Annotated in this window: 30 protein-coding genes; 20 read left to right on the top strand and 10 right to left on the bottom strand. The window is 63.2% G+C overall.

Features of this window, described 5'->3' with window-relative positions:
* Positions 1-190: 190 nt before the first annotated feature.
* Positions 191-1,360, bottom strand: a complete 1,170-nt coding sequence (pobA, locus tag UB31_RS13735) for a 4-hydroxybenzoate 3-monooxygenase (RefSeq protein WP_045011213.1) — start codon at positions 1,358-1,360, stop codon at positions 191-193.
* A gap of 267 nt (positions 1,361-1,627) precedes the next feature.
* Here pobA and UB31_RS13730 point away from each other — a divergent pair, with 267 nt between their 5' ends.
* The 11 genes from UB31_RS13730 to UB31_RS13680 all read left to right on the top strand — a co-directional run bounded on the left by UB31_RS13730 (position 1,628) and on the right by UB31_RS13680 (position 10,968).
* Positions 1,628-2,644, top strand: a complete 1,017-nt coding sequence (locus UB31_RS13730; RefSeq protein WP_045005448.1) for a TRAP transporter substrate-binding protein — start codon at positions 1,628-1,630, stop codon at positions 2,642-2,644.
* Between the two features lie 74 nt (positions 2,645-2,718).
* Positions 2,719-3,228 (top strand): TRAP transporter small permease, encoded by a 510-nt coding sequence (locus tag UB31_RS13725; protein WP_045005450.1) that lies wholly within the window; start codon positions 2,719-2,721, stop codon positions 3,226-3,228.
* Between the two features lie 2 nt (positions 3,229-3,230).
* Positions 3,231-4,550, top strand: a complete 1,320-nt coding sequence (locus UB31_RS13720; RefSeq protein ID WP_045005452.1) for a TRAP transporter large permease — start codon at positions 3,231-3,233, stop codon at positions 4,548-4,550.
* A gap of 11 nt (positions 4,551-4,561) precedes the next feature.
* The gene (locus tag UB31_RS13715) at positions 4,562-5,023 is read left to right on the top strand and encodes a DUF3237 domain-containing protein (protein WP_045005454.1); all 462 of its coding nucleotides are present in this window, start codon (positions 4,562-4,564) and stop codon (positions 5,021-5,023) included.
* A gap of 43 nt (positions 5,024-5,066) precedes the next feature.
* On the top strand, positions 5,067-5,255 hold the full coding sequence (locus UB31_RS13710; RefSeq protein WP_045005456.1) for a type II toxin-antitoxin system HicA family toxin: 189 nt from the start codon (positions 5,067-5,069) through the stop codon (positions 5,253-5,255).
* A 5-nt stretch (positions 5,256-5,260) separates the two neighbouring features.
* Positions 5,261-5,659 (top strand): type II toxin-antitoxin system HicB family antitoxin, encoded by a 399-nt coding sequence (locus UB31_RS13705; protein WP_045005458.1) that lies wholly within the window; start codon positions 5,261-5,263, stop codon positions 5,657-5,659.
* Positions 5,660-5,797: 138 nt separating this feature from the next.
* Entirely contained in the window at positions 5,798-6,607 is an 810-nt protein-coding gene (locus tag UB31_RS13700; RefSeq protein WP_045011212.1) for a crotonase/enoyl-CoA hydratase family protein, read from the top strand.
* Complete coding sequence (locus tag UB31_RS13695) at positions 6,604-8,487, top strand: feruloyl-CoA synthase (RefSeq protein ID WP_045011211.1); 1,884 nt, start codon at positions 6,604-6,606, stop codon at positions 8,485-8,487. The genes UB31_RS13700 and UB31_RS13695 overlap by 4 nt, the downstream gene beginning before the upstream one ends.
* Before the next feature lie 25 nt (positions 8,488-8,512).
* The gene (locus UB31_RS13690; RefSeq protein WP_045005464.1) at positions 8,513-9,274 is read left to right on the top strand and encodes an SDR family NAD(P)-dependent oxidoreductase; all 762 of its coding nucleotides are present in this window, start codon (positions 8,513-8,515) and stop codon (positions 9,272-9,274) included.
* A gap of 26 nt (positions 9,275-9,300) precedes the next feature.
* Positions 9,301-9,720: an acyl-CoA thioesterase gene (locus UB31_RS13685; RefSeq protein ID WP_045011210.1), complete on the top strand. Its 420-nt coding sequence runs from the start codon at positions 9,301-9,303 to the stop codon at positions 9,718-9,720.
* Between the two features lie 96 nt (positions 9,721-9,816).
* A complete protein-coding gene (locus UB31_RS13680; RefSeq protein WP_045011209.1) occupies positions 9,817-10,968 on the top strand; it encodes an ABC transporter substrate-binding protein in 1,152 nt (383 codons plus the stop codon).
* Between the two features lie 75 nt (positions 10,969-11,043).
* On the opposite strand, the gene UB31_RS13675 is transcribed toward UB31_RS13680, so the two are convergent.
* A complete protein-coding gene (locus tag UB31_RS13675) occupies positions 11,044-11,772 on the bottom strand; it encodes a glutathione S-transferase family protein (protein WP_045011208.1) in 729 nt (242 codons plus the stop codon).
* Between the two features lie 38 nt (positions 11,773-11,810).
* Positions 11,811-12,101: a hypothetical protein gene (locus UB31_RS13670; protein WP_045005470.1), complete on the bottom strand. Its 291-nt coding sequence runs from the start codon at positions 12,099-12,101 to the stop codon at positions 11,811-11,813.
* Between the two features lie 113 nt (positions 12,102-12,214).
* Here UB31_RS13670 and UB31_RS13665 point away from each other — a divergent pair, with 113 nt between their 5' ends.
* Positions 12,215-12,913 carry a helix-turn-helix transcriptional regulator gene (locus UB31_RS13665; RefSeq protein WP_045005472.1) on the top strand — a complete coding sequence of 233 codons (699 nt, stop codon included), beginning with the start codon at positions 12,215-12,217 and terminating at the stop codon, positions 12,911-12,913.
* An 18-nt stretch (positions 12,914-12,931) separates the two neighbouring features.
* Positions 12,932-13,261 (top strand): YkgJ family cysteine cluster protein, encoded by a 330-nt coding sequence (locus tag UB31_RS13660; protein ID WP_045011430.1) that lies wholly within the window; start codon positions 12,932-12,934, stop codon positions 13,259-13,261.
* A gap of 74 nt (positions 13,262-13,335) precedes the next feature.
* On the opposite strand, the gene UB31_RS13655 is transcribed toward UB31_RS13660, so the two are convergent.
* Together UB31_RS13655 and UB31_RS13650 are read right to left on the bottom strand one after the other, a co-directional pair.
* Positions 13,336-13,734 carry a hypothetical protein gene (locus UB31_RS13655; RefSeq protein WP_045011207.1) on the bottom strand — a complete coding sequence of 133 codons (399 nt, stop codon included), beginning with the start codon at positions 13,732-13,734 and terminating at the stop codon, positions 13,336-13,338.
* Between the two features lie 130 nt (positions 13,735-13,864).
* Complete coding sequence (locus tag UB31_RS13650; protein ID WP_045005783.1) at positions 13,865-14,212, bottom strand: DUF3307 domain-containing protein; 348 nt, start codon at positions 14,210-14,212, stop codon at positions 13,865-13,867.
* Positions 14,213-14,619: 407 nt separating this feature from the next.
* Here UB31_RS13650 and UB31_RS13645 point away from each other — a divergent pair, with 407 nt between their 5' ends.
* The 4 genes from UB31_RS13645 (at position 14,620) to UB31_RS13630 (ending at position 18,444) form a co-directional block, all read left to right on the top strand.
* Positions 14,620-16,065 carry a TAXI family TRAP transporter solute-binding subunit gene (locus tag UB31_RS13645; RefSeq protein WP_045005475.1) on the top strand — a complete coding sequence of 482 codons (1,446 nt, stop codon included), beginning with the start codon at positions 14,620-14,622 and terminating at the stop codon, positions 16,063-16,065.
* 119 nt (positions 16,066-16,184) lie between these two features.
* The gene (locus UB31_RS13640) at positions 16,185-16,403 is read left to right on the top strand and encodes a hypothetical protein (RefSeq protein ID WP_045005477.1); all 219 of its coding nucleotides are present in this window, start codon (positions 16,185-16,187) and stop codon (positions 16,401-16,403) included.
* Between the two features lie 133 nt (positions 16,404-16,536).
* Positions 16,537-17,646 carry a cyclic nucleotide-gated ion channel gene (locus UB31_RS13635; RefSeq protein ID WP_045011206.1) on the top strand — a complete coding sequence of 370 codons (1,110 nt, stop codon included), beginning with the start codon at positions 16,537-16,539 and terminating at the stop codon, positions 17,644-17,646.
* A gap of 12 nt (positions 17,647-17,658) precedes the next feature.
* Entirely contained in the window at positions 17,659-18,444 is a 786-nt protein-coding gene (locus tag UB31_RS13630; RefSeq protein WP_045011205.1) for an enoyl-CoA hydratase/isomerase family protein, read from the top strand.
* 175 nt (positions 18,445-18,619) lie between these two features.
* On the opposite strand, the gene UB31_RS13625 is transcribed toward UB31_RS13630, so the two are convergent.
* Positions 18,620-19,264, bottom strand: coding sequence for a glutathione S-transferase family protein (locus tag UB31_RS13625; RefSeq protein WP_045011429.1), 645 nt, complete (start codon positions 19,262-19,264; stop codon positions 18,620-18,622).
* A gap of 87 nt (positions 19,265-19,351) precedes the next feature.
* On the opposite strand from UB31_RS13625, the gene UB31_RS13620 reads away from it, so the two are divergent.
* A complete protein-coding gene (locus UB31_RS13620; protein WP_045011204.1) occupies positions 19,352-20,371 on the top strand; it encodes a helix-turn-helix transcriptional regulator in 1,020 nt (339 codons plus the stop codon).
* Between the two features lie 99 nt (positions 20,372-20,470).
* Entirely contained in the window at positions 20,471-20,701 is a 231-nt protein-coding gene (locus UB31_RS13615) for a hypothetical protein (protein WP_045005485.1), read from the top strand.
* Positions 20,702-20,771: 70 nt separating this feature from the next.
* On the opposite strand, the gene UB31_RS13610 is transcribed toward UB31_RS13615, so the two are convergent.
* The 4 genes from UB31_RS13610 to UB31_RS13595 form a co-directional block, all read right to left on the bottom strand.
* Positions 20,772-21,719, bottom strand: a complete 948-nt coding sequence (locus tag UB31_RS13610) for a fatty acid desaturase (protein WP_045011203.1) — start codon at positions 21,717-21,719, stop codon at positions 20,772-20,774.
* A gap of 15 nt (positions 21,720-21,734) precedes the next feature.
* Complete coding sequence (locus tag UB31_RS13605) at positions 21,735-22,748, bottom strand: alpha/beta fold hydrolase (protein WP_045011202.1); 1,014 nt, start codon at positions 22,746-22,748, stop codon at positions 21,735-21,737.
* Positions 22,749-22,900: 152 nt separating this feature from the next.
* Positions 22,901-23,704: an MBL fold metallo-hydrolase gene (locus UB31_RS13600; RefSeq protein WP_045011201.1), complete on the bottom strand. Its 804-nt coding sequence runs from the start codon at positions 23,702-23,704 to the stop codon at positions 22,901-22,903.
* A gap of 12 nt (positions 23,705-23,716) precedes the next feature.
* The gene (locus UB31_RS13595) at positions 23,717-25,330 is read right to left on the bottom strand and encodes an acyl-CoA synthetase (protein ID WP_045011200.1); all 1,614 of its coding nucleotides are present in this window, start codon (positions 25,328-25,330) and stop codon (positions 23,717-23,719) included.
* 296 nt (positions 25,331-25,626) lie between these two features.
* Between UB31_RS13595 and UB31_RS13590 the strand changes: the two genes are divergently transcribed.
* Entirely contained in the window at positions 25,627-26,379 is a 753-nt protein-coding gene (locus UB31_RS13590) for a TetR/AcrR family transcriptional regulator (protein ID WP_045005494.1), read from the top strand.
* Positions 26,380-26,391: the final 12 nt, after the last annotated feature.

Below are 26,391 nucleotides of genomic sequence, written 5' to 3'. Positions count from 1 at the left end.
GCGATGTGGATGACAGTTTCACCGCCTACAAAGTTTAAAACGGAATTTGCGCGGGTGTTTGAAATGATGCTCGGCGCTGCGAGCGCAGAATCCGTAGGGTGGGCAAAGGCGCATCGCGCCGTGCCCACCAATTCGCTGCGAAGCCAAAAGTGGTGGGCACGCTTCGCTTTGCCCATCCTACGGCACGGTCCTAAAACGGCAACCCGACATAATTCTCCGACAGCGACGTCATCGCGGCCTGGGACTGCGTGACGTAGTCGAGCTCGGCGAGCTGGATGCGCGCGCCGATGGTGCCGGTGTCGGGGAATTTGTGCAGCATCGAGGTCATCCACCAGGAGAAGCGCACCGCCTTCCAGACCCGCGCCAGCGCCTTCGCCGAATAGGCTTCGATGCCGGCGTTCGATTTCTCGTCGTAGAATTCGCGAAAAGCGCTTGCGAGATAATGCGCATCGCTTGCGGCCAGGTTCAGCCCCTTGGCGCCGGTCGGCGGTACGATGTGGGCGGCATCGCCGCACAGGAACATCTTGCCGAAGCGCATCGGCTCGGCGACGAAACTGCGCAAGGGTGCGATGCTCTTCTCGATCGACGGCCCGGTGACGAGGCTGTCGGCCGCCTCCTGGTCGAGCCGGCGCTTCAATTCGTCCCAGAAGCGATCATCCGGCCACTGGTCCACATGGTCGTCGAGCGCGCATTGCACGTAGTGGCGGCTGCGCTTCGCCGAGCGCATGGTGCAGAGTGCAAATCCGCGGGCGTGGTTGGAGTAGATCAGCTCGTGGCTGACCGGGGGCGTATCGGACAGAATGCCGAGCCAGCCGAACGGATAGACCCGCTCGAACTCCTCGATCGCCGACGCCGGGACGCTGGCGCGGCTGACGCCATGAAAACCGTCGCAGCCGGCGATGAAGTCGCAATCGAGCGTGTGGGTGACGCCATCTTTGAAGTAAGTTACGCGCGGGTGACTGCCGTCGAAATCATGCGGCTGTACATCCTTGGCCTCATAGACCGTGGGCAGGCCCGCCGCCTTGCGCGCGTTCATCAGGTCGAGCGTGACCTCGGTCTGGCCGTAGATCATGACCGCCTTGCCGGTCGAGGCCTTCATGTCGATGCGATGACGACGGCCGGAAAAGGCAAGCTCGATGCCCTCATGCAGCAGGCCTTCGGCATGCGCCCGTGCACCGGCGCCGACCTGGTCGAGCAGCGCGACGGTTCCTTCCTCGAGCAGGCCGGCGCGAATGCGGCCGAGCACATAATCCGGGCTTTGGCGCTCCAGAATGACATTGTCGATGCCGTATGTGTGCAGCAGTTGCCCAAGCAACAATCCTGCCGGCCCGGCCCCGATGATTGCGACTTTTGTCCGCAATACTTGCTCCTCCCGATCTTGTAGGGTGCGGCGCGGTCGCGCTTGTCGCTGCTGACCACGCAGGATAATTATAACATATAACGGTTGGGCAAAAGGGGAATGCTCGTCGCCGCAGCGCGACAAATCCATGCAACATGGCTGACATAGATGACGCGGCGGCACGGCCGCGCCAGTTTCCGGCTTGAACACGCCGGCCAATTAGATAACATGTTAACTAAAGAGGCCGGGCCATCGAAGCCCGCCGTCGAAAAGAGGGAGAGACGCGTGATGAGAAAAGCCTGTCTGGCTTTGCTGCTGGCAGCAAGCGTGACGCCTGCGTTCGCACAGGACAAGACCTTCGATCTCAAGATCTCGCACTGGGTGCCGGCCTCGCATCCGCTGCAAAAATCGCTGGAAGACTGGGCGGCCGCCGTGGAGAGGGACTCCGGCGGCACCATCAAGGGCAAGGTGTTTCCGGCCCAGCAGCTCGGCAAGGCCTTCGACCATTACGACATGGCGCGCGACGGCATCGCCGACGTCACCTATGTCAATCCCGGCTACCAGCCCGGCCGCTTCCCGATTATCGGCGCCGGCGAATTGCCGTTCCTGATCTCCGACGCCAAGGGCGGCTCGATGGGGCTCGACGCCTGGTATCGCAAATATGCCGAGAAGGAGATGAAGGACGTCAAATACTGCCTCGCCTTCGTCCACTCGCCCTCTTCCTTCCACTCCCGCACCAAGAAGATCGTGATGCCGGAGGACGTGAAGGGCCTGAAGATCCGTCCTGCCCACGCCACCATGGCGAACTTCGTCACCTCGCTCGGCGGCACCAATGTGCAGTCCTCTGCGCCTGAAGTGCGCGACATCATCGAGCGCGGCGTCGCCGACGGCGTCACCTTCCCCTGGGGCTCGCTGGTGCTGTTCGGCATCGACAAGGTCACGAAGTACCACATGGAGGCGCCGCTCTACACCACGACCTTCGTGTTCGTGATCAACAAGGACAAATACAATTCGATGTCCGACAAGCAGAAGGCCGCGATCGACAAGAACTGCACGACCGAGATGGCCGGCGTGGTCGGCGAGTACTGGGGCAAGTTCGAGGACGCCGGTGTCGACAAGGTCAAGGCGGAAGAGGGCCACGAGGTCTACAAGCTGACGCCGGACCAGACCGCCGCCTGGAAGAAGGCCGCCGATCCGCTGGTCAAGACCTGGGGTGACGGTGCCAAGAAGGCCGGCGCCGACCCGGACGCAGCACTGGCCGATTTGAAGGCGTCGCTGAAGAAGTACAACGCGCTGGCGGAGTAGTTTTCACCGAAACAGAAACGGCGGCGGGAATCGTCCCGCCGCCGTTTTCCTGCCACCTTGAGGACCTTCCACCCATGAAGCGCGCCTGGATGGATCGCTTTATCGATGCGATCGAATGGATCGCGGCCGGCTTCGTCGGCATCGTCGCGCTCGACATCTTCCTGTCGGTGCTGCTGCGCAACACGCTGAATTATGCGATCCCCGACTCTTTCGACATCGGCCGCATGCTGCTCGGCATCCTCATCTTCTGGGGCATCGCGGCGACCTCCTATCGCGGCACCCACATCACGGTCGACCTGATCTGGGCCAATTCGAGCCCGCGCTATCAGCGCTGGATCGACGTGTTCGCAACGTTGGTGCTGCTGTTCGTCGTGACCGTGCAGACATGGACCTTGTTTGACAAAGTCCGCGGCACCTACAACGACAACGTCCAGACCTTCGACATGCACATGCCGACCTGGCCGTTCTTCGCGATCGCCTGGATCGGTGACGTCTCGGCCGTGCTGCTGATCGCAATCCGCACCTACCGGCTGATCTTCCATCCCGAAGAAATGCACGACCCCAAGCTGAAGGCGACGGAGTAATCATGAGCACTGACGCCGTCGCCGTTCTCGGCTTCGTTTCCCTGTTCGCGTTGATGCTGCTGCGCGTGCCCGTCGGCATGGCCATGGGCCTCGTCGGCGTCTCCGGCTTCACCTATCTGGTCGGCGCAACGCCGGCGCTGAAGCTGGTCGGCCAGACCTCAATGCGCACGGTCACCGACTACACCTTCGGCGTCATCCCGATGTTTTTGCTGATGGGCTCCTTCGTCAGCAATTCCGGCATGAGCCGCGAGCTGTTCCGCGCCGCCAACGGCTTTGTCGGGCATTTGCGCGGCGGCCTCGGCATCGCCACCGTCGGCGCCTGCGGCGGCTTCGCCGCAATCTGCGGCTCGTCGGTGGCGACTGCCGCAACCTTCTCCGCGGTCGCTTACCCTGAGATGCGCCGCTTCGGCTATCCGCAATCGTTCGCCACGGGCGTGATCGCAGCGGGAGGCACGCTGGGTGCGATGCTTCCGCCCTCCACCGTGCTTGCGGTCTACGGCATCATCACCGAGCAGGACATCGGAAAACTCTTCATCGCCGGCATCATCCCTGGCCTGCTCGCGATGACGATGTACATGATCACGATCTTCCTGATCGGCTATTTCCGGCCAGACTTTTTGCCCAAGGGCAAGGTGCTGCCATGGCGCGAGCGCTTTGCCGGATTGAAGGACATCTGGGCACCCGTGCTGCTGTTCGTCTTCGTCATCGGTGGCCTCTACGGCCTGCCCTTCCTGCCGCGCTTTACGCCGACGGAAGCCGGCGGTGTCGGTGCCACCGGCGCCTTCATCATCGGCGTGGTCACAGGGCGGCTCGACCGCGAGAAGATCTTTGCGTCGCTGTTGCAAGCAACGCGCACCGCGGCGGCCGTCTTCACCGTGCTGATCGGCGCGTTGATCTTCGGCTATTTCCTCACGGTGACGCAGACCCCGCAGAAGGTGACGGAAATTTTGACCGGCCTCGGCCTCGGCCCCTACGGCGTGCTGGCGCTGATCATGGTGATGTACCTCGTGCTCGGCTGCCTGATGGACGCCATGGCGATGATCATCCTCACGGTACCGATCATCTTTCCCGTCATCATGCATCTCGGCTTCGATCCGATCTGGTTCGGCGTCATCATCGTGATGACCGTCGAGCTCGGCCTGATCCATCCGCCGGTCGGCATGAACGTCTTTGTCATCAAGAGCGTGGTGAAGGACGTATCCTTCTCCACCATCTTCAAGGGCGTGATCCCGTTCGTGGCGACCGACCTGGTGCGGCTGGTGATTTTGATCGCGTTCCCGCTGCTGGCGACGTGGCTGCCGACGCGCATGATGGCGCATTGAGAGGCGAAGCGATGACCCGACCAACGCTTGAGACAAAGTACGTCTTCACCATCACCGCAGAGATCGGCGACGTCGTCACCGCCGGCGAGACCGGCATCGGCGTCCGCCGCATCATTCCGATCATCGGCGGCGAGGTGAAGGGTGCGATCACTGGAAGGGTGCTGCCGTTCGGCGCCGACTTCCAGACCATCCGTCCCAACGAGCTGATCGATCTCGAAGCAAAGTACGCCTTCGAGACCGACGACGGCGCCACCGTCTATGTCGAGAACAAGGGCATGCGCTTCGGCCCGGTCGAGCTGTTGCAGAAGCTCAAGCGCGGCGAGCCGGTCGATCCAAAGCTGATTTATTTCCGCACCGTGCCGAGATTCGAGACCGGGCACGAAAAATATCGCTGGTTGATGGAGCACATTTTTGTGGGCTCAGCCGCGCGGCATGCCGACCGCGTCGTGATCGACGTGCATCAGGTGGTGTGACGCTCTCATTGACAAATGTCGCAAATGTGTATAAATACACACCATGAATAGCCGGGAGATTATCTCGGCCCTTCAGAGGGATGGCTGGGTCCAAGTGGCTCAAAAAGGCAGCCACGTGCAATTCAAGCACCCGACGAAGCAGGACCGCGTCACGGTCCCTCATCCGAAGCGGGACATCCCGCTCGGGACCCTGAAGAGTATTGAACGGCAATCCGGCCTGAAGCTGAGGTGAGCGCCATGCGTCACTACATTGGTCTTATCCATAAGGATGCCGACAGCGATTTCGGTGTGTCGTTTCCCGATTTGCCGGGCCTCGTGACCGCAGGGATCACGCTCGACGAAGCGCGCGACATGGCCGAGGAAGCGCTGGCGTTTCACCTGGAGGGCATGGCGGAAGACGGAGAAGCGATCCCGGAGCCTTCGTCGCTCGAAGACATCATGTCAGATCCCGAGAACCGCTCGGGCGTCGCCATTCTGGTGTCGGTGAAGAACAACCAGCCAAAGATCGTGCGCGTCAATGTCACTTTGCCCGGCGATGTCCTGGAGCAAATCGACAAATATGCTGAGGCCCACGGATACACACGATCGGGCCTGCTTGCTCAGGCTGCGAAGAAGCTGATGACCGAAGCCGCCTGAGGCGCTCTCCCACATTACGGCCGATTGCCTGACATCCTCCACCTTTGACGGAACCCGCTTCGGCGGAGCTGTGCGGCTCCCCCTTATTGACTCCCCCAGAATTCGTTATACAACATAACTATTCTGACAAGGACGCAAATGACACAGGGAAACGCCGAGACCGCTGACGCGGGTGCCGCAGGGCTGCTCAGGATTGAGCGGGTGGACCGGGTTTTGACCGTGGGTCTGAACCGCCCCGCCAAGCGCAATGCGCTCAACGACGGCATCATTCTGAACATCGGCGAGTGCTTTGCGTCCCTGCCCGAGGATATCGGCGCAGTCGTCATTCATGGCATCGGTGATCATTTCTCCTCCGGCCTCGACCTCTCCGAACTCCAGGACCACGACGCCACCGGCGGCCTTTTGCATTCTCAAATGTGGCACCGGGTGTTCGACCGCATCCAGTACAGCCGCGTGCCCGTGATCGCCGCGCTGAAGGGCGCCGTGATCGGCGGCGGGCTGGAGCTCGCCTGCTCCGCCCATATCCGCGTCGCCGAGCCTTCGACCTATTTTGCGCTGCCCGAGGGACAACGCGGCATTTTCGTCGGTGGCGGCGGCTCGGTGCGGCTGCCACGGCTGATCGGCGTCGCGCGAATGATGGACATGATGCTGACGGGCCGGGTCTATTCCGCGACCGAGGGCGCGTCCTATGGCTTTGCGCAATATGTGACGGAGGCCGGCAACGGCCTCAGCAAGGCGCTGGAGCTTGCGACCAAGATCGCCACCAACGCGCCGCTGACGAATTTCGCCGTGCTCCAGGCGCTGCCGATGATTGCGGAGGCCAATCCGCAGACCGGCCTGCTGATGGAATCGCTGATGGCGACGGTGGCGCAGAGCGACAAGGAAGCAAAGCGCAGGATCCGCGAATTCCTCGAGCACAAGACCGCCAAGGTAAAGCCGAAATCATGAGCGCGCAGCCGTCCTCTTCCAGCACAGAGCGCGGTGCGAGCACTTCTCCGCTGCGGCCGATCTCGTTCGGCGATCCCGTCATCAACATCGAGCGGCGCGACGACGGCACGATTTACCTGCGGCCAAAGCAGCCGCTCGGCAATTATCCCGTTCGCATCACCGATCGCCTGCACCATTGGGCAACAACCACGCCAGACCGCGTCTTCATGGCTGAGCGCGAAGGCGGCCGCTTCTGGCGCAAGATCACCTATGCCGAGCTGCTCACCGCGAGCCGGCACATTGCATCGAGCCTGATCCAGCGCGGCTTGTCGGCGGAGCGGCCGCTCGTGATCCTCTCCGGCAATTCGATCGACCACGCGCTCATAGCTTTCGGCGCGTTCTATGCCGGCATCCCGTTCTGCCCGGTGTCGCCGGCCTATTCGCTGGTGTCGAAGGATTACGGCAAGCTGTCCTACCTGATGAAGCTGCTGACGCCCGGCCTCGTGTTCGCCGAGGACGCCGACAGGTTCGCCGGCGCACTTGCGGCCAACGTCCCGCTCGGCACCGAGATCGCGGCGTCCTACGGCAACGTGCCGGGCCGCGATGTCACTCTGCTCGCCGACCTCATGGCAACGCCGGTTCGCGATGATCTCGACGCGGTACACGGCAAGATCGGCCCCGACACGATCGCGAAATTTTTGCTGACGTCGGGCTCGACCGGCAATCCCAAGGCCGTCATCAACACCCAGCGCATGATCTGCGCCAACCAGGTGATGCTGCGCGAGACGCTCGCCTTCCTCAAGGACGAGCCGCCGGTCATCATCGACTGGCTGCCCTGGAATCATACCTTTGGCGGCAACCACAATATCGGGCTGACGCTCTACAATGGCGGCTCGATGTATCTCGATGCCGGCAAGCCGATGCCCGGCGGCATCGAGGAGACGGTGCGCAATCTCCAGGAGATTTCGCCAACGGTCTATTTCAACGTGCCCAAGGGCTACGAATCGCTGCTGCCTTATCTGCGCGACGACCAGGGCCTGCGCGCAAAATTCTTCGACCGGCTGCACGCGATGTTTTTCTCCGGCGCGGCGCTCTCGCCCTTCGTCTGGAACAGCCTCGACGAGCTCGCGGTGAAGGAGAAGGGCTATCGCGTACCGATGCTGACCGGCTTGGGGGCCACCGAGACCGCGCCGTTCTTCATGTCGGTCAATCCGCGCACCAGCCGCTCCGGCCATGTCGGGCTGCCTGTGTCAGGCAATGACGCAAAGCTGGTGCCAAACAACGGCAAGCTGGAAGTGCGCTGCAAGGGGCCGAACGTGATGCCGGGCTACTGGCGCCAGCCCGACATCACCGCAAAATCCTTCGACGAAGAGGGCTTTTACAAGCTCGGCGATGCGCTCAAGCCGTCCGACCCCAGTGATTTCAACGCCGGTTTCGACTTCGACGGCCGCATCGGTGAGGATTTCAAGCTCGGCAGCGGCACTTGGGTCAGCGTTGGCCCGCTGCGCGCACGTTTTGTCGCGGCCTGCGCGCCGCTGGTGCGCGACGTCGTCATCGCCGGCATCAACCGCGACGAGATCTCCGCGCTGGTGCTGCTTGATCTCGACGGCTGCCGGCTGATCAACCCGACGCTGCCGGCGGACAACCTCACCGTCACCGCGCGCGACCGGCTGGTGCGCGAAGCCTTCCGCGAGCGTCTGACGCAGTTCCTGGCCTCGGCCACCGGCTCCTCGACGCGGATCACGCGCGCGATCCTCGTGGATACGCCGCTGTCGATCGACAAGGGCGAGGTTACCGACAAGGGCTCGATCAACCAGCGCAAGGTGCTGGAGCATCGCGCAGCGTTGATCGACGAGCTCTACGCTGCCAATCCATCGGACCGTGTGATATCGGTCGGCTAAGAAACCATCGCTACAGGAGAACGCCATGTTGTTGAAGGATCAGGCAGTCATCGTCACCGGCGGCGCATCGGGACTGGGCGCGGCCACCGCGCGAAAATTGGCGGCGCAGGGCGCCAAGGTCGCAGTCTTCGATCTCAATGCCAAGCTCGCGGAAACCGTCGCCGCCGAGATCAAGGGCGTGGCCGTGACCTGCGACGTCTCCGACGCCGCCTCCGCTGAAGCTGCGATCGCGCAGGCCACGAAAGCTCATGGGCCTGCCCGCGTGCTGGTCAACTGCGCCGGCATTGGCGTTGCAAAGCGAGTCGTCGGTCGCGACGGGCCGATGGCGCTCGCCGATTTCGACAAGGTGATCAAGGTCAATCTGATCGGCACCTTCAACATGCTGCGCCTCGCCGCGACCGAGATGTCCAAGCTCGAGCCGCAGGCAACCGGCGAGCGCGGCGTCATCATCAACACCGCCTCCGTCGCCGCCTATGACGGCCAGATCGGGCAATCGGCCTATTCGGCCTCGAAGGGCGGCATCGTCGGCATGACGCTGCCGATCGCGCGTGAGCTCGCGCAGTTCGGCGTCCGCGTGCTGACGATTGCGCCCGGCCTGTTCCTCACCCCACTGCTCGCCAACCTGCCGCAGGAAGCCCAGGATTCGCTCGCCGCAGCGATCCCCTTCCCGCGCCGGCTTGGCCACGCGGACGAGTTCGCCGCGCTCGCACTGCACATGGTCGAGAATTCGTACCTGAACGGCGAAGTGGTGCGCCTCGACGGCTCGCTGCGCATGGCACCGAAGTAGGGCGCAACGAAAAGCAAGGCCACCGCATGTTCGTGAACCGGCGCGACGTCCAGATCCAGTGGGGTGATTGCGACCCCGCCAACATCGTCTACTACCCGCGCTATTTCGCGATGTTCGACGATTCGACGTCGACCCTGTTCGAGGTCGCCGGGTTCTCCAAGCAGGACCTGGTCCGCAAATACGGCCTGGTCGGCATCCCCATGGTCGACACGCGGGCCAAGTTCTACATCCCCTCGACCTACGGCGACTGGATCACCGTTGAGACGAAGATCGAGAGCATCAAGCGCTCGAGCTTTGAGGTGAAGCACAACGTCTACAAGGGCGAGGCACTGGCGATCGAGGGTTTTGAGACCCGCGTCCTGGTCGGCCGCGATCCCGTTAACCCCGACAAGCTGAAGTCGGCACCGTTTCCGGCGGAAATGGTAGCGAAATTCACAGGGAGTTAGAAACTGAGGCTAAATCGCCGCATCGCCAAAAGACGGGGCTGAATTACCCCGCGATTTCTGCTTTCAAAGAAACACGTCAAGGGAGGAATAGAATAAATGAACCGCTTTTACCTGACCGCCGCCGTCGCGGCGGCTGCGCTCGCGCTGCCGGCCCTGCCCGCGCTGGCCCAGACCGCTGAAATCACCATCGGCATCACCACCACCACGACCGGCCCGGGCGCAGCCCTCGGCATACCCGAGCGCAATGCGCTGGAATTCGTGCCGAAGGAGATTGGCGGCGTGCCGCTGAAGATCATCGTGCTCGACGACGGCGGCGATCCTACCACCGCGACCACTAACGCCCGCCGCTTCGTCACCGAATCCAAGGCCGACATCATCATGGGCTCGGCGATCACGCCGCCGACGATCGCGGTCTCTAACGTCGCCAACGAAGCCGGCATTCCGCATTTCGGCCTCTCCCCCTTCCCGATCACGCCAGAACGGGCCAAGTGGTCGGTAGCAATGCCGCAGCCGATTCCGATCATGGGCAAGGTGCTCTACGAGCACATGAAGGCGCACAACGTGAAAACGGTCGGCTATATCGGCTATTCCGACTCTTATGGCGACCTCTGGTTCAACGACTTCAAGGCCCAGGGTGTACCGATGGGCATGACATTGGCAGACGAGGAGCGCTTCGCGCGTCCGGACACTTCCGTGACGGGCCAGGTGCTGAAGCTCGTCGCCGCCAATCCCGACGCGATCCTGGTCGGCGCCTCCGGCACCGCGGCCGCCCTGCCACAGACCGAGCTGCGCGAGCGCGGCTATCAGGGCCTGATCTACCAGACCCATGGCGCCGCCAGCATGGATTTCATCCGCATCGCCGGCAAGGCGGCGGAAGGCGTGCTGATGGCGTCGGGCCCGGTGATGGACCCCGAGGACCAGCCGGACGAAGCCGCGACCAAGAAGCCGGGCCTCGCGCTCAACACGGCCTATGAAGGCAAGTACGGCCCGAACAGCCGCAGCCAGTTCGCCGGCCATTCCTACGACGCCTTCGAGATCCTCAAGCGCGTGATCCCGACCGCGCTGAAGACGGCCAAGCCCGGCACGCCGGAATTCCGCGAAGCGATCCGCCAGGCGTTGTTGTCGGAGCGAGAAATCGCCGCGAGCCAGGGCGTCTACAATTTCACCGAAAAAGACCGCTACGGTCTCGACGACCGCTCGCGCATCCTGCTCACGGTGAAGGACGGCAAGTATACGCTCGCGAAGTAAGCGCACGGGCAGTTTTGAGACGACGAGAGCCGGCCCGATGGGCCGGCTCTTTCCTTTTGAGATGCTTGAGCCGTCTCAGGCCGCCTGCCGCAACGGCGTCCAGGCGAACTCGGGATAGTATGTGTCCATCATGCGATCGACATAGGCGGTGAGGTTCGGAAATCCTTCGGCGCGCTCGCGCAGGCGGGACTCGAAGAACGGCGTCAGAATTCCGGCGAGCGCGCCGAAGGCGGTCGCATCGACGCCGCAGGGCTTGTTGCCCATCAGATAAGACTTGTCGCCGAGTTGCACCGAGAGCGCGAACAGCGAGCGCACGGCGAGATCGACATCGTCATCGGGCCCGTGGCGGCCAAGGCCGGAGAGCAGATAGTTCTCGGCGACACGGAATTGCGCATCCTCGCGCAGCTTTTCGCGATTGTGCTCCGGCGCGCCGTCGAAGAAATGCGCGGGCCCCTTGGCAAAATTGGCGGCGTCGACCCAGCGAGCGCCGACCAGCGACCAATAGACGTGATGCTCGATCATGCGCTCGAACGCCCAGGCCTGCGCGCGCTCGGCAAGCGACAGGCCGGCGTCGAAATCGAAGCCGTAGCGGCGTTCGATATGGGCGCGGATGAAGGTGGAATCGGCCACCGCCTCGCCGCCGTCGTCGATGAAGGGCAACTGTCCCTTGGGCGAGGCCGGCGGCATCGCCCGCTCCTTCCGGTAGGGCAGTCCCGCCATCTTGAGCTGCACCTCCGTCTTGGTGACGAAGGGACTGATTTCCGGCAGGCCGAAGCCCGTACCAAAGCCGTAAAGCGTGATCATGTGAGCTCTCCTGAACCACCGAACGAGTTGACGGGAACCTACCTGCCGGCTGCTGCCACCATGGTGGCAGCAGCCGTGATATCTTCTGCAAAACGGGCCCCTCGCCAGGCGCGGCCCATGACGTGGCGGACCAGTGCGTCCGCGGCCTGGACCAGCGAGCGAGCCACAACGGTCGCAAGCGCAAGGCGGAGGTCGACGGCCATGAGATCGAGGGACACGACGCGGTTGAACGCCCAGGCTTGCCAAGCCTTCCCCTGGAAAGCCTTGGCTTGGAAAGCCTGTGGCCGCCACAACGGACCGGCCGGACCGAAATGGGTTGGAATGATCATGGACAAATCCTCTTCAGTCGATGTGTTGTCCCGGTATAGAACTCCCCTGCTGCCAACATCCTGTCAGCATCAGCGCGCCGTCTTTTGAATCGATCACCGATAAGAGAACTGACATGAGACGCGCGGACCGGCTGTTTCAGATCATCCAGGTGCTGAGGCGCACCCGTAAACCGCTGACCGCGGATGCGATCGCGGCCGAGCTCGAGACCTCGAAGCGCACCATCTATCGCGACATCGCGACATTGATGGGCCAGCGCGTGCCGATCCGCGGCGAAGCCGGCATGGGCTACATCCTGGAAAAGGGTTTTGACCTGCCGCCCCTCATGCTGACACCCGATGAGATCGAGGCGGCGGTGCTGGGCGCACAATGGGTCGCGGGGCATGCCGATTCCGCGCTGGCACGCGCGGCTGAAGATTTGATGGCCAAGATCGCCGACACTGTGCCGGAGCGCCTGCGTCCCTTCGTGCTGGAGCCGGCGAGCCGCGCGCGGCCGAGCTGGAACAGGGAGCCGGACCGCCTGGATATGGCGCGCACGCGCACCCATATCCACGAAGGCAAGAAGATCATGCTGCGTTATCGTGACGAGCAGGGCCGCGCCAGCGAGCGCATGATCTGGCCAATTTCGGTCGGCTATCTCGAAGCTGTGCGCCTGCTCGCAGCCTGGTGCGAGCTGCGCAGCGATTTCCGCAGCTTCCGCACTGACCGCGTGGTGGAGGCGACATATCTCGACGAAAGATATCCGGAGCGGCGCGACGTGCTGCGCGCGAAATGGCGGCAGAGCCTGGTCTGGGGCCCGCCCAAGGATACCTGACAAGGACACATGACGACGATGGATGAGACGTCCGCGATCGACCTGTCGAGCCTCTGCCAGAGTTGCGGCGCCTGCTGCGGCTATTCGCAGAACTGGCCGCGTTTCTCTATCGAGAGCGATGAGGAGCTTGCGCTGATCCCGGAGGCGCTCGTCAACGAACGCCAATCGGGCATTCGCTGCGAGGGCGATCGCTGTTCGGCGTTGCGTGGAGGGATCGGGAAAGAGACCGCCTGCGGCATCTATGAAGTGCGGCCGGAGGTGTGTCGCACCTGTATGCCGGGCGATGCCGAATGCACGATGGCGCGGCGGAAGTTCGGGCTGCCGGTGATCGAGATAGCTAGCGCATGATCCGGAAAAGTGCGCAGCGGTTTTCCGACAAGATCATGCGTCAACTAGAAAGTTAAAGCGCGATCAATCGCGCTTTAAGCCAGAACGGCTTCGCCGATCTCGTCGTCGAGCTCGTCATCGATCGGTGCAAGCACCGAGAGCGGTTTTGTCGACAGCGTGATTGGCTTGCGGCCACCCGTCTGTGACGGTGATGCTTTGGCCGAGCCCTCACGCGACAGCGCGTAGAGCGTCGAGCCGACACGGCCGCCGCTCTCGATCAGGTCGCGCTCGTTACAGCTCGCTGCGATCGCGACCGCCAGCGAATGTAGATGGCTGCGGCGATAGCAGAACAGCGCCAGCATGGCGCGGACGTCCGGGGAAACAGTCTCAACCAACCTCGGCAGGCCGCTTTCATTGGCGCGATACATCTCGCCAAGGAGCTCGTCGCGGACCGGGCAGAAATCGCTTTCATAGGCGTCGCGGCTTGAAAACATTTAAGTTCTCCCTCGACGCCGAAGATGCAGCGCAATTCTCTAATGAAAGGTTAACCACCCGGGGCGGTAGTCACCCGGGGTCCTTGCGCCTAGGCCGCGAATCAGCCGGCCTCCGGCGGGGGCATCGGCCTCAGTTCGCCGCCATGAAGATGGAGAGGCCGAAGCCGGTGAGATGATGCAGCGCCTGGTCGACGCCGATCAGGGTCCAGAACCAGGGATGCTCCTGGTTGACGCCGAAATTGGCCGAGACCAGCCCCTTGGCCCGGTCGATCGTGATGTGGATCGCGAAATCGATCAGCGCGACGAACCAGAATCTGGGCGCGACGATCAGGATCAGAGGCAGCGCAACCGCAAGGTGAATCAGGCAGTGCACCAGAAGCGGCAGAGCCCAGCCGTGCTTCTGGTCCTTGCCTTGCGCCATCCAGGCGGTTTGCAGAACGAAATCGGCGATGATGTGCTTGAAGGTGAGCAGCAACATCCAGCCAATGAGCGCTTCAACCGGAATCGCCGATGACATGGGTGGAAACGACAAAGCTGACGCCCTCGTTGACTTCAAAAGGAAAAATGGAGCGTTCAGCGCAACTTCTTCTTGGACCCCGTCAGATTATCGAGGACCGGTGATTTATGACATCTCCCGCGGCGGAATGCAGCCGGGGGGAACTGGAAAATCACCAACTGTGGCTAAACGGTGATAGGACGACCAATCGCCGCGGACGAGTTGAGTAAGGTTACCTTCGGCGCGGAATTTGCTTTCTGTTGCCACAGCGCTATCATCCCCAGGTAGAGAAATAGCTTTCTTTTTTCAGACGCTTACGAATTTTCAAGCGCGTGCGTCCGGCGATCCCGCGCCGCCCGCCATCCCAGGAATAAGGCCAGGGTGCTGCCATGAGTGCTGAAGGCCCCACCTCGTCGACCGAGCTCCCGCCGCCCCGGCGTCCCAAGGTCATCAAGACCAATCAGCAGCAGGTCCTACTGTACGTCGTGCTGACCCTGCTGCTGTCGCTTGCCACCGTCTGGGCCGGCCGCGCGCTGGTGCACAATTCGGAGACGCTGACCTTTGCCGTCGGCGCCCCCAACAGCGACGAGGCGCTGTTCGCGACCAAGCTCGCCACCGTGCTGAAGAACAACGCCTCGCGCTTCCGGATCAAGGTCGTCAACAACCCCGACAACACCAAAGCGATCGCGCAATTCGACCGCAAGCAGGCCGACCTCGCTGTCCTGCGCACTGATGCCAAGGTGCCGCCGCGGGCACGGGCCCTCGCAATCCTCGAGCACGATCTCGTGCTCCTGCTCGGTCCCGGCAACAAGAAGATCAAATCGCTCGCCGAGCTGAAAAAGAAGAAGGTCGCAGTCGTCGCCGAGAGCGAGTCCTCGCTCGCCTTCGTCCGCAGCATTCTCGACATTCCCGACGGTCCAGACGCAGCGAAGATCCAGATGGCGCCGCAGGGCGCCACCCTCGACAAGCTATTTGCGCCGTCGAGCGGTTTTGGCGCGGTGATCGCCATCGTCCATACCTCCAAGGCGGTACGGGACAAGGCCTATGAGCAGGTCGCCAAGCGCGGCGGCTTCACGCTCAACGCGATCGACGAGGCAAAGGCGCTGGCGCGCAAATTCCCCGGGATTTCCGACGAGACTCTGACGGCAGGCACGCTATCCGCCTCGCCCGAGATCCCTGACGATGATCTTGATACGATCGGGCTCGAATGGCTGCTGGTCGCGCAATCGAAGATGTCGGCGACCACCGCCGGCGACCTCGCGCGTACTGTCTACGAGAACAAGTCCGCGCTCGGGCTCGACAGCGGCTTCGCGACCCACATCGAACCAGCCTCCGTCGAGAAGGATGCCTTCGTGATGGCGCATCAGGGAGCGGCCGACTACATCAACGACGACACCAAGTCGTTCATGGATAAGTACAGCGATCTGATGTATCTGGGCGCCGGCGCGCTCAGCGTGATCGGCTCGATCTTCGCCGGGATCTACGCCAAGATCACCCGGATCGCGCCGGAGAAGGCCAGCGAGCTCTCCACTGCCATCCTCGATATCGGCGAACGCATCGAGCATGCCCATTCGCTGGACCAGATCGAATGTCTCCAGGACGAGCTCGAGGGCATTTTGCGCGGTGCGGTCATAGGCTTGCGCGACGGCACGATCAGTACCGACGGGCTCGACACCTTCAAGCTCGGCTATGAATTCGTCCGCGACGAGATCGGCATGCGCCGCGACTACCTCAAGCGCCACGCCAACGAGATCGAGAAAGCCGCCCGCGAGGCCACCCCTCTCCCGGATGACGACACCAATGTCGTGGTGGTGAAGACAGCTCAGAGTGCCTGACCTATCCATTCGTGCCTCAGGGTCCGGCTCGCTCGCGCTTTAGGCTGGTCGCAGCCCGCCCCCCTGGAACCGTTTCCCCTACGCAACCGTTGGCTCCCGGCTCAACCGGAGAACGCACCATGCGTATGCTCCTTCTCATCATCCTGCTGGGAATGCTGGTTGCGGTAGGTTACTTCGCCTATTCGGCCATGTCGGTCGAGGGCGACCCGATCCCGACGGAAGGTTACGTGGCACTGGCGCTGGGAGCGGGCTTCTCCGTGATCGTTGGCATCGGCTTGATGTTGCTGCTGTTTTTGAGCAGCCGCCGCGGCTATGATGAGCCGCCACACTTCAAGTAACGATCCGGCCCGCCGCCGCGTCAGCTGCAGCGCCGGGCAGCCGCCCCGTCGTTGACGGCCTCGGTACGGGCGGGCACTTTGGTGCCGACGTCCCAGCCGGGACCGCAAAATCAAGACCGAGCCGCCCTCCCGCATGTCCAAGCCGATGATTCCCGCTCTGGCCCAGTTCGTGGCCGCCACGGCCGGCCGCAACATGACCAAGGCGGCCTATGTGGCGGTGACCGTCGGCGTGCTGAGCATGGTGCTGCTGACGGTCGATCCGGCCTATGAGACAGCGCACCGTTGGGTCGATCTGCTGCTCTGGGCTTCCCTCGTCTATTTTGTGTTCGAATGGCTGGTCCGGTTGCGTCACATGGCGCGGCAGCAGCGGCTGGCGCTCTATATGTCCTCTTCCGCCGGGTTGGTCGACGCAATGGGGGCGCTGGCCGTGCCGGTCGCGCTGATACTCGGCGCCGAGCCCAGGACGGCCTGGCTGCTCAGCGTGCTCTGGGTCTTGAAGGTGGTGCCGGGCATTCCCGGCTTGCGCCAGCTCCGCCGGGTGCTGGTGCTGGAATCGGGGCCGCTGTTCAGCGTGCTCGTGATCTTCCTGATGGTGGTCTTCCTCGCCTCCGTCGCCGAATATTTTCTGGAGCGGGACGTGCAGCCGCAGACGTTTGGCAGCGTCCCCGCCGCGCTGTGGTGGGCCGTCGTGACACTGACCACGACTGGCTATGGCGATGCCGTGCCGGTGACGCCAGCGGGTCGCATGGTGGCAGCGCTGGTGATGATCTCCGGCCTCGGCGTGTTCGGCCTGTGGACCGGTATTCTGGCAACCGGGTTTGCGGCCGAGACTCGGCGCGACAATTTCCTCAAGACCTGGGAATCCGTCAGCAAGGTGCCGTTCTTCGCGGCGCTTGGGCCGGCTGCGATCGCCGACGTCACCCACATGCTGCGCACCATGGAGCTGCCGGCGCGCACCACGATCATCCGCAAGGGTACCCAGGGCGACTGCATGTATTTCATCGCCGCCGGCGAGGTCGAGGTCGACCTCCCCGGCAAGAAGGTGCAGCTCGGCGACGGCGCCTTCTTCGGCGAGATGGCGCTGCTCGGCAACAACATGCGCGGCGCCAACGTCTCGACCACGAAAGTGTCGCGGCTGCTGGTGCTCGACCTCGTCGATTTCCGCGTGCTGATGGCACGGCACCCCGATCTCGCCGAGACCATCGACACTGAAGCGAAACGGCGCACGCTCGAAAACAAGTAATCGGAGACAAGAATGTCTGATACCGCCGACGCGGCCTCTGGCCCCGTGCTCGAAATTGACGGCGCACGTGCCACCATCCGCCTCAACCGTCCCAAGCATCTCAACCGGCTGCAAGCCGAAGACCTTGGCGAGCTTGTCAAGCTGTTCGACAGGATCGAGGCCGATCCGGCGATCCGCGTGCTGGTGCTGACCGGCACAGGACGCGCCTTTTCCGCGGGCTATGATCTCAACTCTGTCGCCGAGCGCGCCGCGAGCGCCAACGAGCAGCAGAGCGCGGGCTCGGCGTTCGAGGTGGTCGTCAACCGGCTCGAGGATCTCGGCGTGCCGACGATCTGCCGGCTCAACGGCGGCGTCTATGGCGGCTCGACCGACCTCGCGCTCGCCTGCGATTTCCGCATCGGTGTCGATACCGCCGAGATGTTCATGCCGGCGGCGCGGCTCGGGCTGCACTACTACAGGAGCGGCATCAAACGCTACGTGACGCGGCTCGGCGTCGACAACGCGAAAAAGCTGTTCCTCACCGCGCAGAAGATCAGCGCACCGGAGATGCTGCGCATCGGCTATCTCACCGCCATGGTCGCGGTGGAATTTCTGGACGAGGAAGTCGACAAGCTCGCCAACATCCTCGCCGGCAACGCACCGAACGCGATGCGCGGCATGAAGCGCGCGATCAATGAATTCGCCCGCGGCGAGCTGGATGAGCAAGCCGCCGACCAACGCCACCGCGACAGCATGCGCGGCGACGAGATCAAGGAAGGCATCAAGGCGTTCGCGGAGAAGCGAGCGCCGAGGTTTTGAGTTAGAAAAGCAAGTGTCTCACATCATCGGTGTCGTCCCGGCGAAGGCCGGGACCCATACTCCCAGGGAGTGGTTTTAAGGCGGACTGGTAACTCCGCGTTTTCGCAAAGCTTAATTCGGTGGTTATGGGTCCCGGCCTTCGCCGGGACGACACTGAATGTGGGGCACGCGCCGTCTATCCCTCAGCGGCCGCGGCATGCTGCGCTGCCATCTCATCGTCGGCCGCATTGATCCGCCGAAACGCAGGACGCGACGTAATCCGCTCGGAATAACGAACAAACACATCCTTCTTTGGCACGATGCCGAACATCATCGTCCAGCTGAAGGCGACACCCCACAAGATATCCGCGGCCGTCATGCGATCTCCGAGCAAATATGGCCCCTTCGACAATTGCGCCTCGAGTGCGCCCAGCATGGCGTCGTAATCGGCATAGGGCGATTGCGTGATCGGCGCAGGCTCGCGCTGCATGAACTTGTCGATCAGGGCCGGTTCGAACGAGGAGCCGTAATAGGCGATCCAGCGCAAATAAGGACCGCGCAGCGGATCGCTCAGCGTGGGCGTGAGCCCCGCCTGCGGAAACAGATCGGCAAGGTAGATGGTGATTGCGACCTGCTCGGTCACGAGCGCCTCGCCTTGGCGGATCGCCGGCACCTTGCCGAGTGGGTTGATGGCGAGATAGGCGGGCTGGCGCTGCTCGCCCGCCTTCATATTGAGGACATGCAGATCGTAGGGCGCGCCCAACTCCTCCAGCAGCACCCGCGTGCCGGTGGCGCGGCTCTGCGGCGAATAATACAGCGTGATGCGGTTCGGATCGGTCATGGCGGGTCTCCCATCTGGCCGGCTGGCGATGGCGCGCTTGTAGCCGACCATACCTGACATCCTGTGTCAGGTATGGTTTAAGGGATCATGCGCGCGACCCGAATGATGTCGATCCTCACCACCCTTCAGGCGCGGGGACAAGTCACCGCGCCTGAACTGGCGGTGGCCTGCGAGGTGTCGGTGCGCACGATCTATCGCGACATCGACGCGCTCGCGGCGTCCGGCGTTCCCGTCTACGCCGACCGCGGCGCCGAGGGCGGTTATCGCCTGCTCGACGGCTACCGGGTGCGGTTGAACGGATTGTCGCAGCGCGAGGCGGAGGCGCTGTTCCTTACGGGATTGCCGGGCCCTGCCGCCGCACTCGGTCTGGATGCGGCGATGATCGCCGCGCAGAACAAGCTGATGGCGGCGCTGCCCGCTCACCTGCGCCAGGATGCCGGCCGGATGCAGGAGCGCTTTTACCTCGACGCGCCCGGCTGGTTCGGCGAGGCGGACGAGCCAAAACATCTACGCGCCATTGCCGGCGCGGCTTTACGTGGGACACTGATCAAGATCCGCTACCAGAGCTGGCGCGCCGAGAAGCAGCGCCGCGTTGCCCCGCTCGGCCTCGTGCTGAAGGGCGGCAGTTGGTATCTCGCAGGGCAGGTCGACGGCAGCGTGCGCACCTATCGCGTCGCGCGCGTGCTCGATTGCACTGCGCTTGACGACCGTTTCGATCGCCCCGCCGATTTCGATCTCGCCGCCTATTGGCAGGCTGCAACGCTCCGTCTCGAGGCCGAGATGCATCCGAATGTCGCGATCGTTCGGCTGTCGCCATTGGGCGTAAAGCTGCTCGACGCGCTGAGCCAGCCTTATGTCAAGGCGCGCACGCAGATTGACGAGACCGCCAATGCGGACGGCTGGCGCATTGCGAGAGTGCCAACCGGCAAGACCTCGTGGCATGCCGCCGCCGAATTGTTGCGGCTTGGGCCCGAGGCCGACGTGCTGGAGCCCGCCGATCTCCGCGAGAAGATGACAGAGCTGACGCAAGCGATGGCCGCGCGCTATCGCGCGGCGCGGAAAGCCGGACGACGGCGCATTCTGCCGCAGCCCACGAAACAATCCTGAAACACGATTCTCGGCCCGCCGCATGAACGCGTTCCCGCCTCGGCCCGACCGAGATGCAGGGACACAACAACGGCCTCGCGCCACACTGGAGAATGAAAGATGTTTCGTAAGCTTGCTCTTGGTCTGATCGCTGCCGGTTCGCTCGGCGTTGCCGCTCTCGCGCCCACCGCCGCGTCGGCCCACGGCTTCCACCACTGGGGTCCCGGTTGGGGCTTTGGCGGCCTCTACGTCAACACCGCCGTCAACAACTGCTACCAGGAGCGCGTCGTTCCGACCCGCCATGGGCCGCGCGTGCGCGTCGTGAACGTCTGCGCGTATGGGGTCTATTGATATCAGGAGACCACGACAAAGCCCCGATCGCATCGCGATCGGGGCTTTGCGCGTTTGAATTCTCGTCTGGCTAGCCGGCCTGCCTTTGCCGGCGAAACCAAGCCCAGGTCTCGCGCGTCGTTCTGATATAGCCACGGCCACGATAGACGATCTCGCCGTCGACGATCTCGTTCAGCTTCGGCAGCGCGTGAAACGGGATCGAGGGATAGGCGTGGTGCTCGACGTGATAGGGCATGTTCCACGCGAACCATTTGACGATCGCGCTGGTATAGGTCGTGCGGGTATTCTCGAAGGCGCTGCGGGTTCGGTCGCAGCCGATGTGCTCGGCATAGAGATAGGGCCGCAGAAAGAATTGCCCGATGATCAGTGGCACGATCCAGACCCAGAGCAGCAGCGCAGAAGAAGACCACAGCGAGAGCGCGAGCAAAAGGACATAAAGTCCAGCATAGACGCGGGCTTCGGTCACGATGATGGCGCGCTTGTTCTCGGGAATCCAGGGCACGGTAACCTTGCCGGTGACGGCATGGCGGAACATCAGCCAGAGGCGGCCGGCGACCTGGAGCAGGCCGCTATAGGCGAGCACGAGCTGCGTGTCGGATTTCGGCTTCACGCCGACGATCAGCTCCGGGTCCTTGTCCGGATCCTGAGTGTAGCGGTGATGGTCCCAGTGAAACAGGCAGTAATATTCGTAAGGTTGTCCGATGATGAAGCCCGAGGGATAGCCGACCGCAAGGTTGAGGCCACGGCTCCTGAACGCGGTCTTGTGCGCGGTCTCGTGCAGCGCCATGAACAGGAAGGCGACGAAATAGCCCTGCACCGCCATCAGCGGCAGCGCCCATAACACACCCCAGGCCGAAGAGACCTTCCAGACCAGCGCGCCGACCAGCACGACCAGGCCGTAATGGCTGAGGCTTTTCGCGGCCCCCCTGAGATCGGAGCGCACCGACAATTCGCGCAGCATTGCTGGCGTCAGCGGCTTCAGGCGATGGCCGGACTCTGAAACGGTCGCGTCGCTCATGATCGGTTGCCTGCCCTACTTGCTGAGAAGCTCTGCGATCTCGGCCTTGAGGAAGGCATGATCGCGCGGATTGTTGACGGGATTGCCGGCGCGATGGCCGTGCACCGACGGGATTGGGCGCAGCGCCGCGGATTTTGCGTTGACCAACCGGCCGAGTTCGTCCTCGTTGTCGCGAACGTCGAAATAGCGATCGGTCGCGCCCGGCACCAGCAGCATATGCGCCGTGACCGCCGCAAGCGCGCGATCAAAATCACCGCTGAACGCAGCGCAGCGGCTGATGTCACCGTTCTGCCAGATGCCGATCTGCGCCAGCAGATCGTTGGCATCGCGCCGAGCGAACGTCGCATCCCATGCACGGACAAGATAATCCTCGAGCGAGGTGAAGCCCGCCTCGCGCCAGACCTCGTCACGATAGAAAGCATGCGACATCGCCCAGCCGGCATAGGCCCGCCCCATCGCACGGAAGCCGACGACAGGCTTTTCGACGAAGCGACCGTTGCGGAAGTTGGGATCGGCCGTCAGCGCCGCCTTCACGCCTTCGAGAAAGACATGATTGTACGGCGCGCAGCGCGCGCTGCCGCACACGACGGCGGCACGCTCGACCATGTCGGGATGACAGGCTGCCCAGTGATAGGCCTGCATGCCGCCCATCGACCAGCCATAGACCAGCGCAAGCTTTGAGATACCGAAGCGCTCGGTGAGCAGCCGGTGCTGGATCGCGACGGCGTCGTGATAGCTGAGCTGCGGAAACGGCACGGCCGAATTCGACGGCGAAGACGACAGACCATTGCCGAACAGGTTCGGGATAACGATGAAGTAACGCTCGGGATCGAGCACGCCACCGGGCTGGATCAGCCACTCGGTGTCGTAGTGCTGCGCGCTGAACGAGGTCGGATAGAGGATGACGTTGTCCTTGCCCGGGTTAAGTCGGCCAAAGGTTTTGTAGGCGAGCTTCAGCCCGGGGAAGACAGCACCGGATTGAAGCGTAACGTCGCCCGCTTCGAAGATCTCGTAATCGCGCTCCGCCATCCACCCGGCTCCCGGTGACGCGGCCACAGAACGCGCCGCCGGTTCGAGGATGCATCGATCATGCCGAACCAGCAAACGCATCGTTGCGTCCGCGATCAATAACTGTACTAATAGTACATGTATTTTTTGAGGGCAAGGACAATCGGCTCGGCTCAGGCAATCGCCGCGATATACCGCTCCACGGATGCCGCGAACGCCGCCTTGGCTCCGGCGGCGATGTTACGGCCCCACCAGGCGCCGTAGATCCGGTCGAAGGCGAGCGGCTCCACGGCAGCTGCGATCCTTCTCACCGTGGCTGCATTGAGCGGCATGTAGTTCGGATAGGAATGCATGAAGCTGACGAAGCGGCGGTCCATCGTCACCTGCGCGATGTCGCCGGTGAGCAGCGCGCCCTTGCCGTCCGCTCCGTGCGCAGAGTGAAGCATGGTGGCACCGGCGAAATGACCGCCGGTGCGCAGCAGCAGCACATCATCGGAGAGGCGATGGCTGTCTCCGGTCCAGTGCACCATCGAGGCATGCGGACGCGTCACCCATTGGCGGTCATCCGCATGCAGATAGACAGGCACCCCGCCAAATGCCTCGCTCCAGTCGGCGAGCGCGCCATAGTAGTGCGGATGCGAGATTGCGATCGCCTTCAATCCGCCGAGCGAGCGCACATGTGCGGTCGCCTCGGGCGTTGCCAACGGAATGCAGTCCCACATCATGCAGCCATCGCCCAGCGGCACCAGCAACGCACGCTGGCCGATGGCAAAGCTCGGATCGAGGGCGATCCCGGTCAGGCCGAGATCATCACGCCAGGCCAGGCGATGGCTTTCCGCGAGCGCCTCGCGGGTCAGGAAGGTCTGTCCTTTCCAGTTCACGAACTGCCGCTCGTCCTCGCAGATCGAACACGAATCTGGCGGATGTCCGCTGTCCGGGAATTGCGCGCCGCAGGTTTCGCAGGTCCAGAGAGGCATGGTCGTGATCCCTCACGTCGCAAAATTCTTCTGGATCGCCTTGTCGAGCGTCTCACCGCCGACGAAGCGCTGGCGCAGCTCGCGCTTGAGCAGCTTGCCGCTCGGGTTCTTCGGCAGGCTGTCGACGAAGATGACGCGCTTGGGCACCTTGAAATGCGCCATCTGGCCGGCGCAATGCTTGATCACGGACTCTTCGTCCAGCGTCTCGCCGGTCTTGACCACGACGATCGCAGTGACCGCCTCGATCCAGCGCGGATCGGGCAGACCGACGACGGCCACTTCAGACACCGCGGGGATGCGATAGACCATCTCCTCGACCTCGCGGCTCGCGACATTCTCGCCGCCGGTCTTGATCATGTCCTTGACGCGGTCGACCACGGTGATGTGGCCCTCGGCATCGACGGTGGCGAGATCGCCGGAGTGAAACCAGCCACCGGAAAACGCCGCCGCGGTCTTGACGGGATCGTTGTAATAGCCGGACAACAGATGCGGCGAACGGTGCACGATCTCGCCGACTTCGCCGACCTTGACGTCCTCCATCGCGATATTGACCACACGCGTCTCGACGTTGAGCACGGGCTTGCCGGCCGAGCCGGCCTTGCGGAGCTGGTCCTCGGGCCGCAGCACGGTTGCAAGCGGCGCGATCTCGGTCTGGCCGTAGAAGTTCCAGAATTTGACATTGGGCAGGCGGCGCTGGAGCTCGAGCAGCACCTCCACTGGCATGATCGAGGCGCCGTAATAACCCTTCTGCAAGGTCGACAGATCGGTCTTGTCAAAATTCGGCGAACGCAGCATCGCGATCCAGATCGTCGGCGGCGCGAAGAACGAGGTGGTCTTGTGCGACTGGATCAGCGCCAGGATGTTGTCGGCGGTCGGCTTGCCCGTGATCACCCCGGAGGCGCCGAGATAGATCTGCGGCCCCAGGAAGACGTCAAGCTGGGCACAATGATAGAGCGGCAGCGCGTGGAGGAATTTGTCGTCCACGCTCATGCCGCCATCGATGATGCAGCTGACATACTGCCACATCACGGCCTCATGCGTCAGCATCGCGCCCTTGGGCAGGGATTCCGTGCCGCTGGTGTAGACGATCTGCGCGAGATCGCGGCTATCGACGGACGCCTCCAGGAATGAGCCGTCGGGGCTGAGGAGATCGTCGAAAGTGGTGAGACCAGCCGGCGCTGTGGCGGGATCCTCGCCCGGCAGCCAGATCAGCTTTTCGACCGCACTATCCTTGGCGCTTGCCGCGCGCGCGGGCTCGACGAAATCAGGCCCGGCCGCCAGCAGCTTCGCGCCGGAGCTCTTGAGGATGAAATTGATCTCGTCCGGATTGAGCATGAAGTTGATCGGCACCAGCACCGCGCCGATCCGTGCCACCGCAAAGCGCAGTGCGGCAAAGGCGTGCGAGTTGCGCGAGAGCACGGCGAGGCGATCGCCCTTCTTGACGCCGAGGCCGAGCAGGCCGCGGCCGAGCCGGTTACAGATCGCGTCCATCTCGGCAAAGCTCCAGCTCACGCTGCCGCAGCTCACCGCAAGCTTGTTCGGCTCGCGGCCGGCCGAACGGCGCAGCAGATCGCCGATGGAATGCTCGCGCGCTTTCGAGATGGTCGCTGCGACGTCGCTCGACATGTTCGTTCCCCCGGCAGTCCGTCATCCGTGTACGCCAGCCTTGATCGCCGTCAGGCTCTTGCGTTTACGCGCTTTTCGAGTTTGCAAGAAGGGTATTCGGGGCAACTGGCCGCGTCAAATCAGGCAAGGTGCATTGCATGGCGCGGAAAAAGCGAGCGAGCGCTCTCTCAGAAAATCTGCTCCAACCCCTTTCCTGACAGGCACGCTCTGCGCTAGGAATAACGGCAAGGGCGCAAAGCCCACGCCTGGATCAATAACAACGCCAAAAGGTCCAGGGGGAAATTTGGGGAGGCAGCGTGAATCTCGCGCGCCGACGACCTTGGACCAACGCGTTCTCGACAGAAGCGCTGTGCACGCGCATTCTGGAACGTCATCGCGCCTCCATCCGCGTCCAGAAGCCGCGGCTCGCGGTCGCAAATCTCGCACGCATCATCGGCGCCACCCTTACGCTCTCCAACAAGCAGGGCTTTCACGCCACCACGCTGCGCCAGCTCGCGGAGGCCTCGGGCCTCAGCATGGGCGGCCTTTATACGTATATCGACAGCAAGCCCAGGCTGCTGTCCATGATCCTCGGCGAGGTCGCGGCAACGGCGACCGAGGTGCTGACGGCGCCCCCTGACGACGTCAAGCATGATGCCCACAAGCACCTCGACTGGATCATCGCCACCCACATCCGCATGAGCGAAGCGATGCAGCCCTGGTTCGTCTTCGCCTTCATGGAGGCGAAGTCCTTTCCGCCGGCGGAACGCCAGCGCGCGATCGACATGGAAGCGACGACCGAGAAGATCATCGCCGACGTGCTCAAGCAGGGCGTCGCCAGCGGCGCCTTCACGATCGACCATGTCAGGCTCACGGCGTCACTCATCAAGCCCCTGCTCCAGGACTGGTACGTGAAGCGCGCCAAATATCGCAAACGCGGCACGTCGATCGACGGATACATCGACGGCGTCGGCAACTTCGTGGGCGCCGCATTGTCGAGCGGCAGCCGCATCAACGCGCGCACGGCCGTCAGGAGCCGCTCGAAGCCAAAGCAGATGGCGCACTCATAGAACGCAGGAAAG

It is taken from the genome of Bradyrhizobium sp. LTSP849, from assembly GCF_000938255.1.
Lineage (GTDB): Bacteria > Pseudomonadota > Alphaproteobacteria > Rhizobiales > Xanthobacteraceae > Bradyrhizobium.
This window is presented reverse-complemented; position numbering and strand designations above follow the sequence as displayed.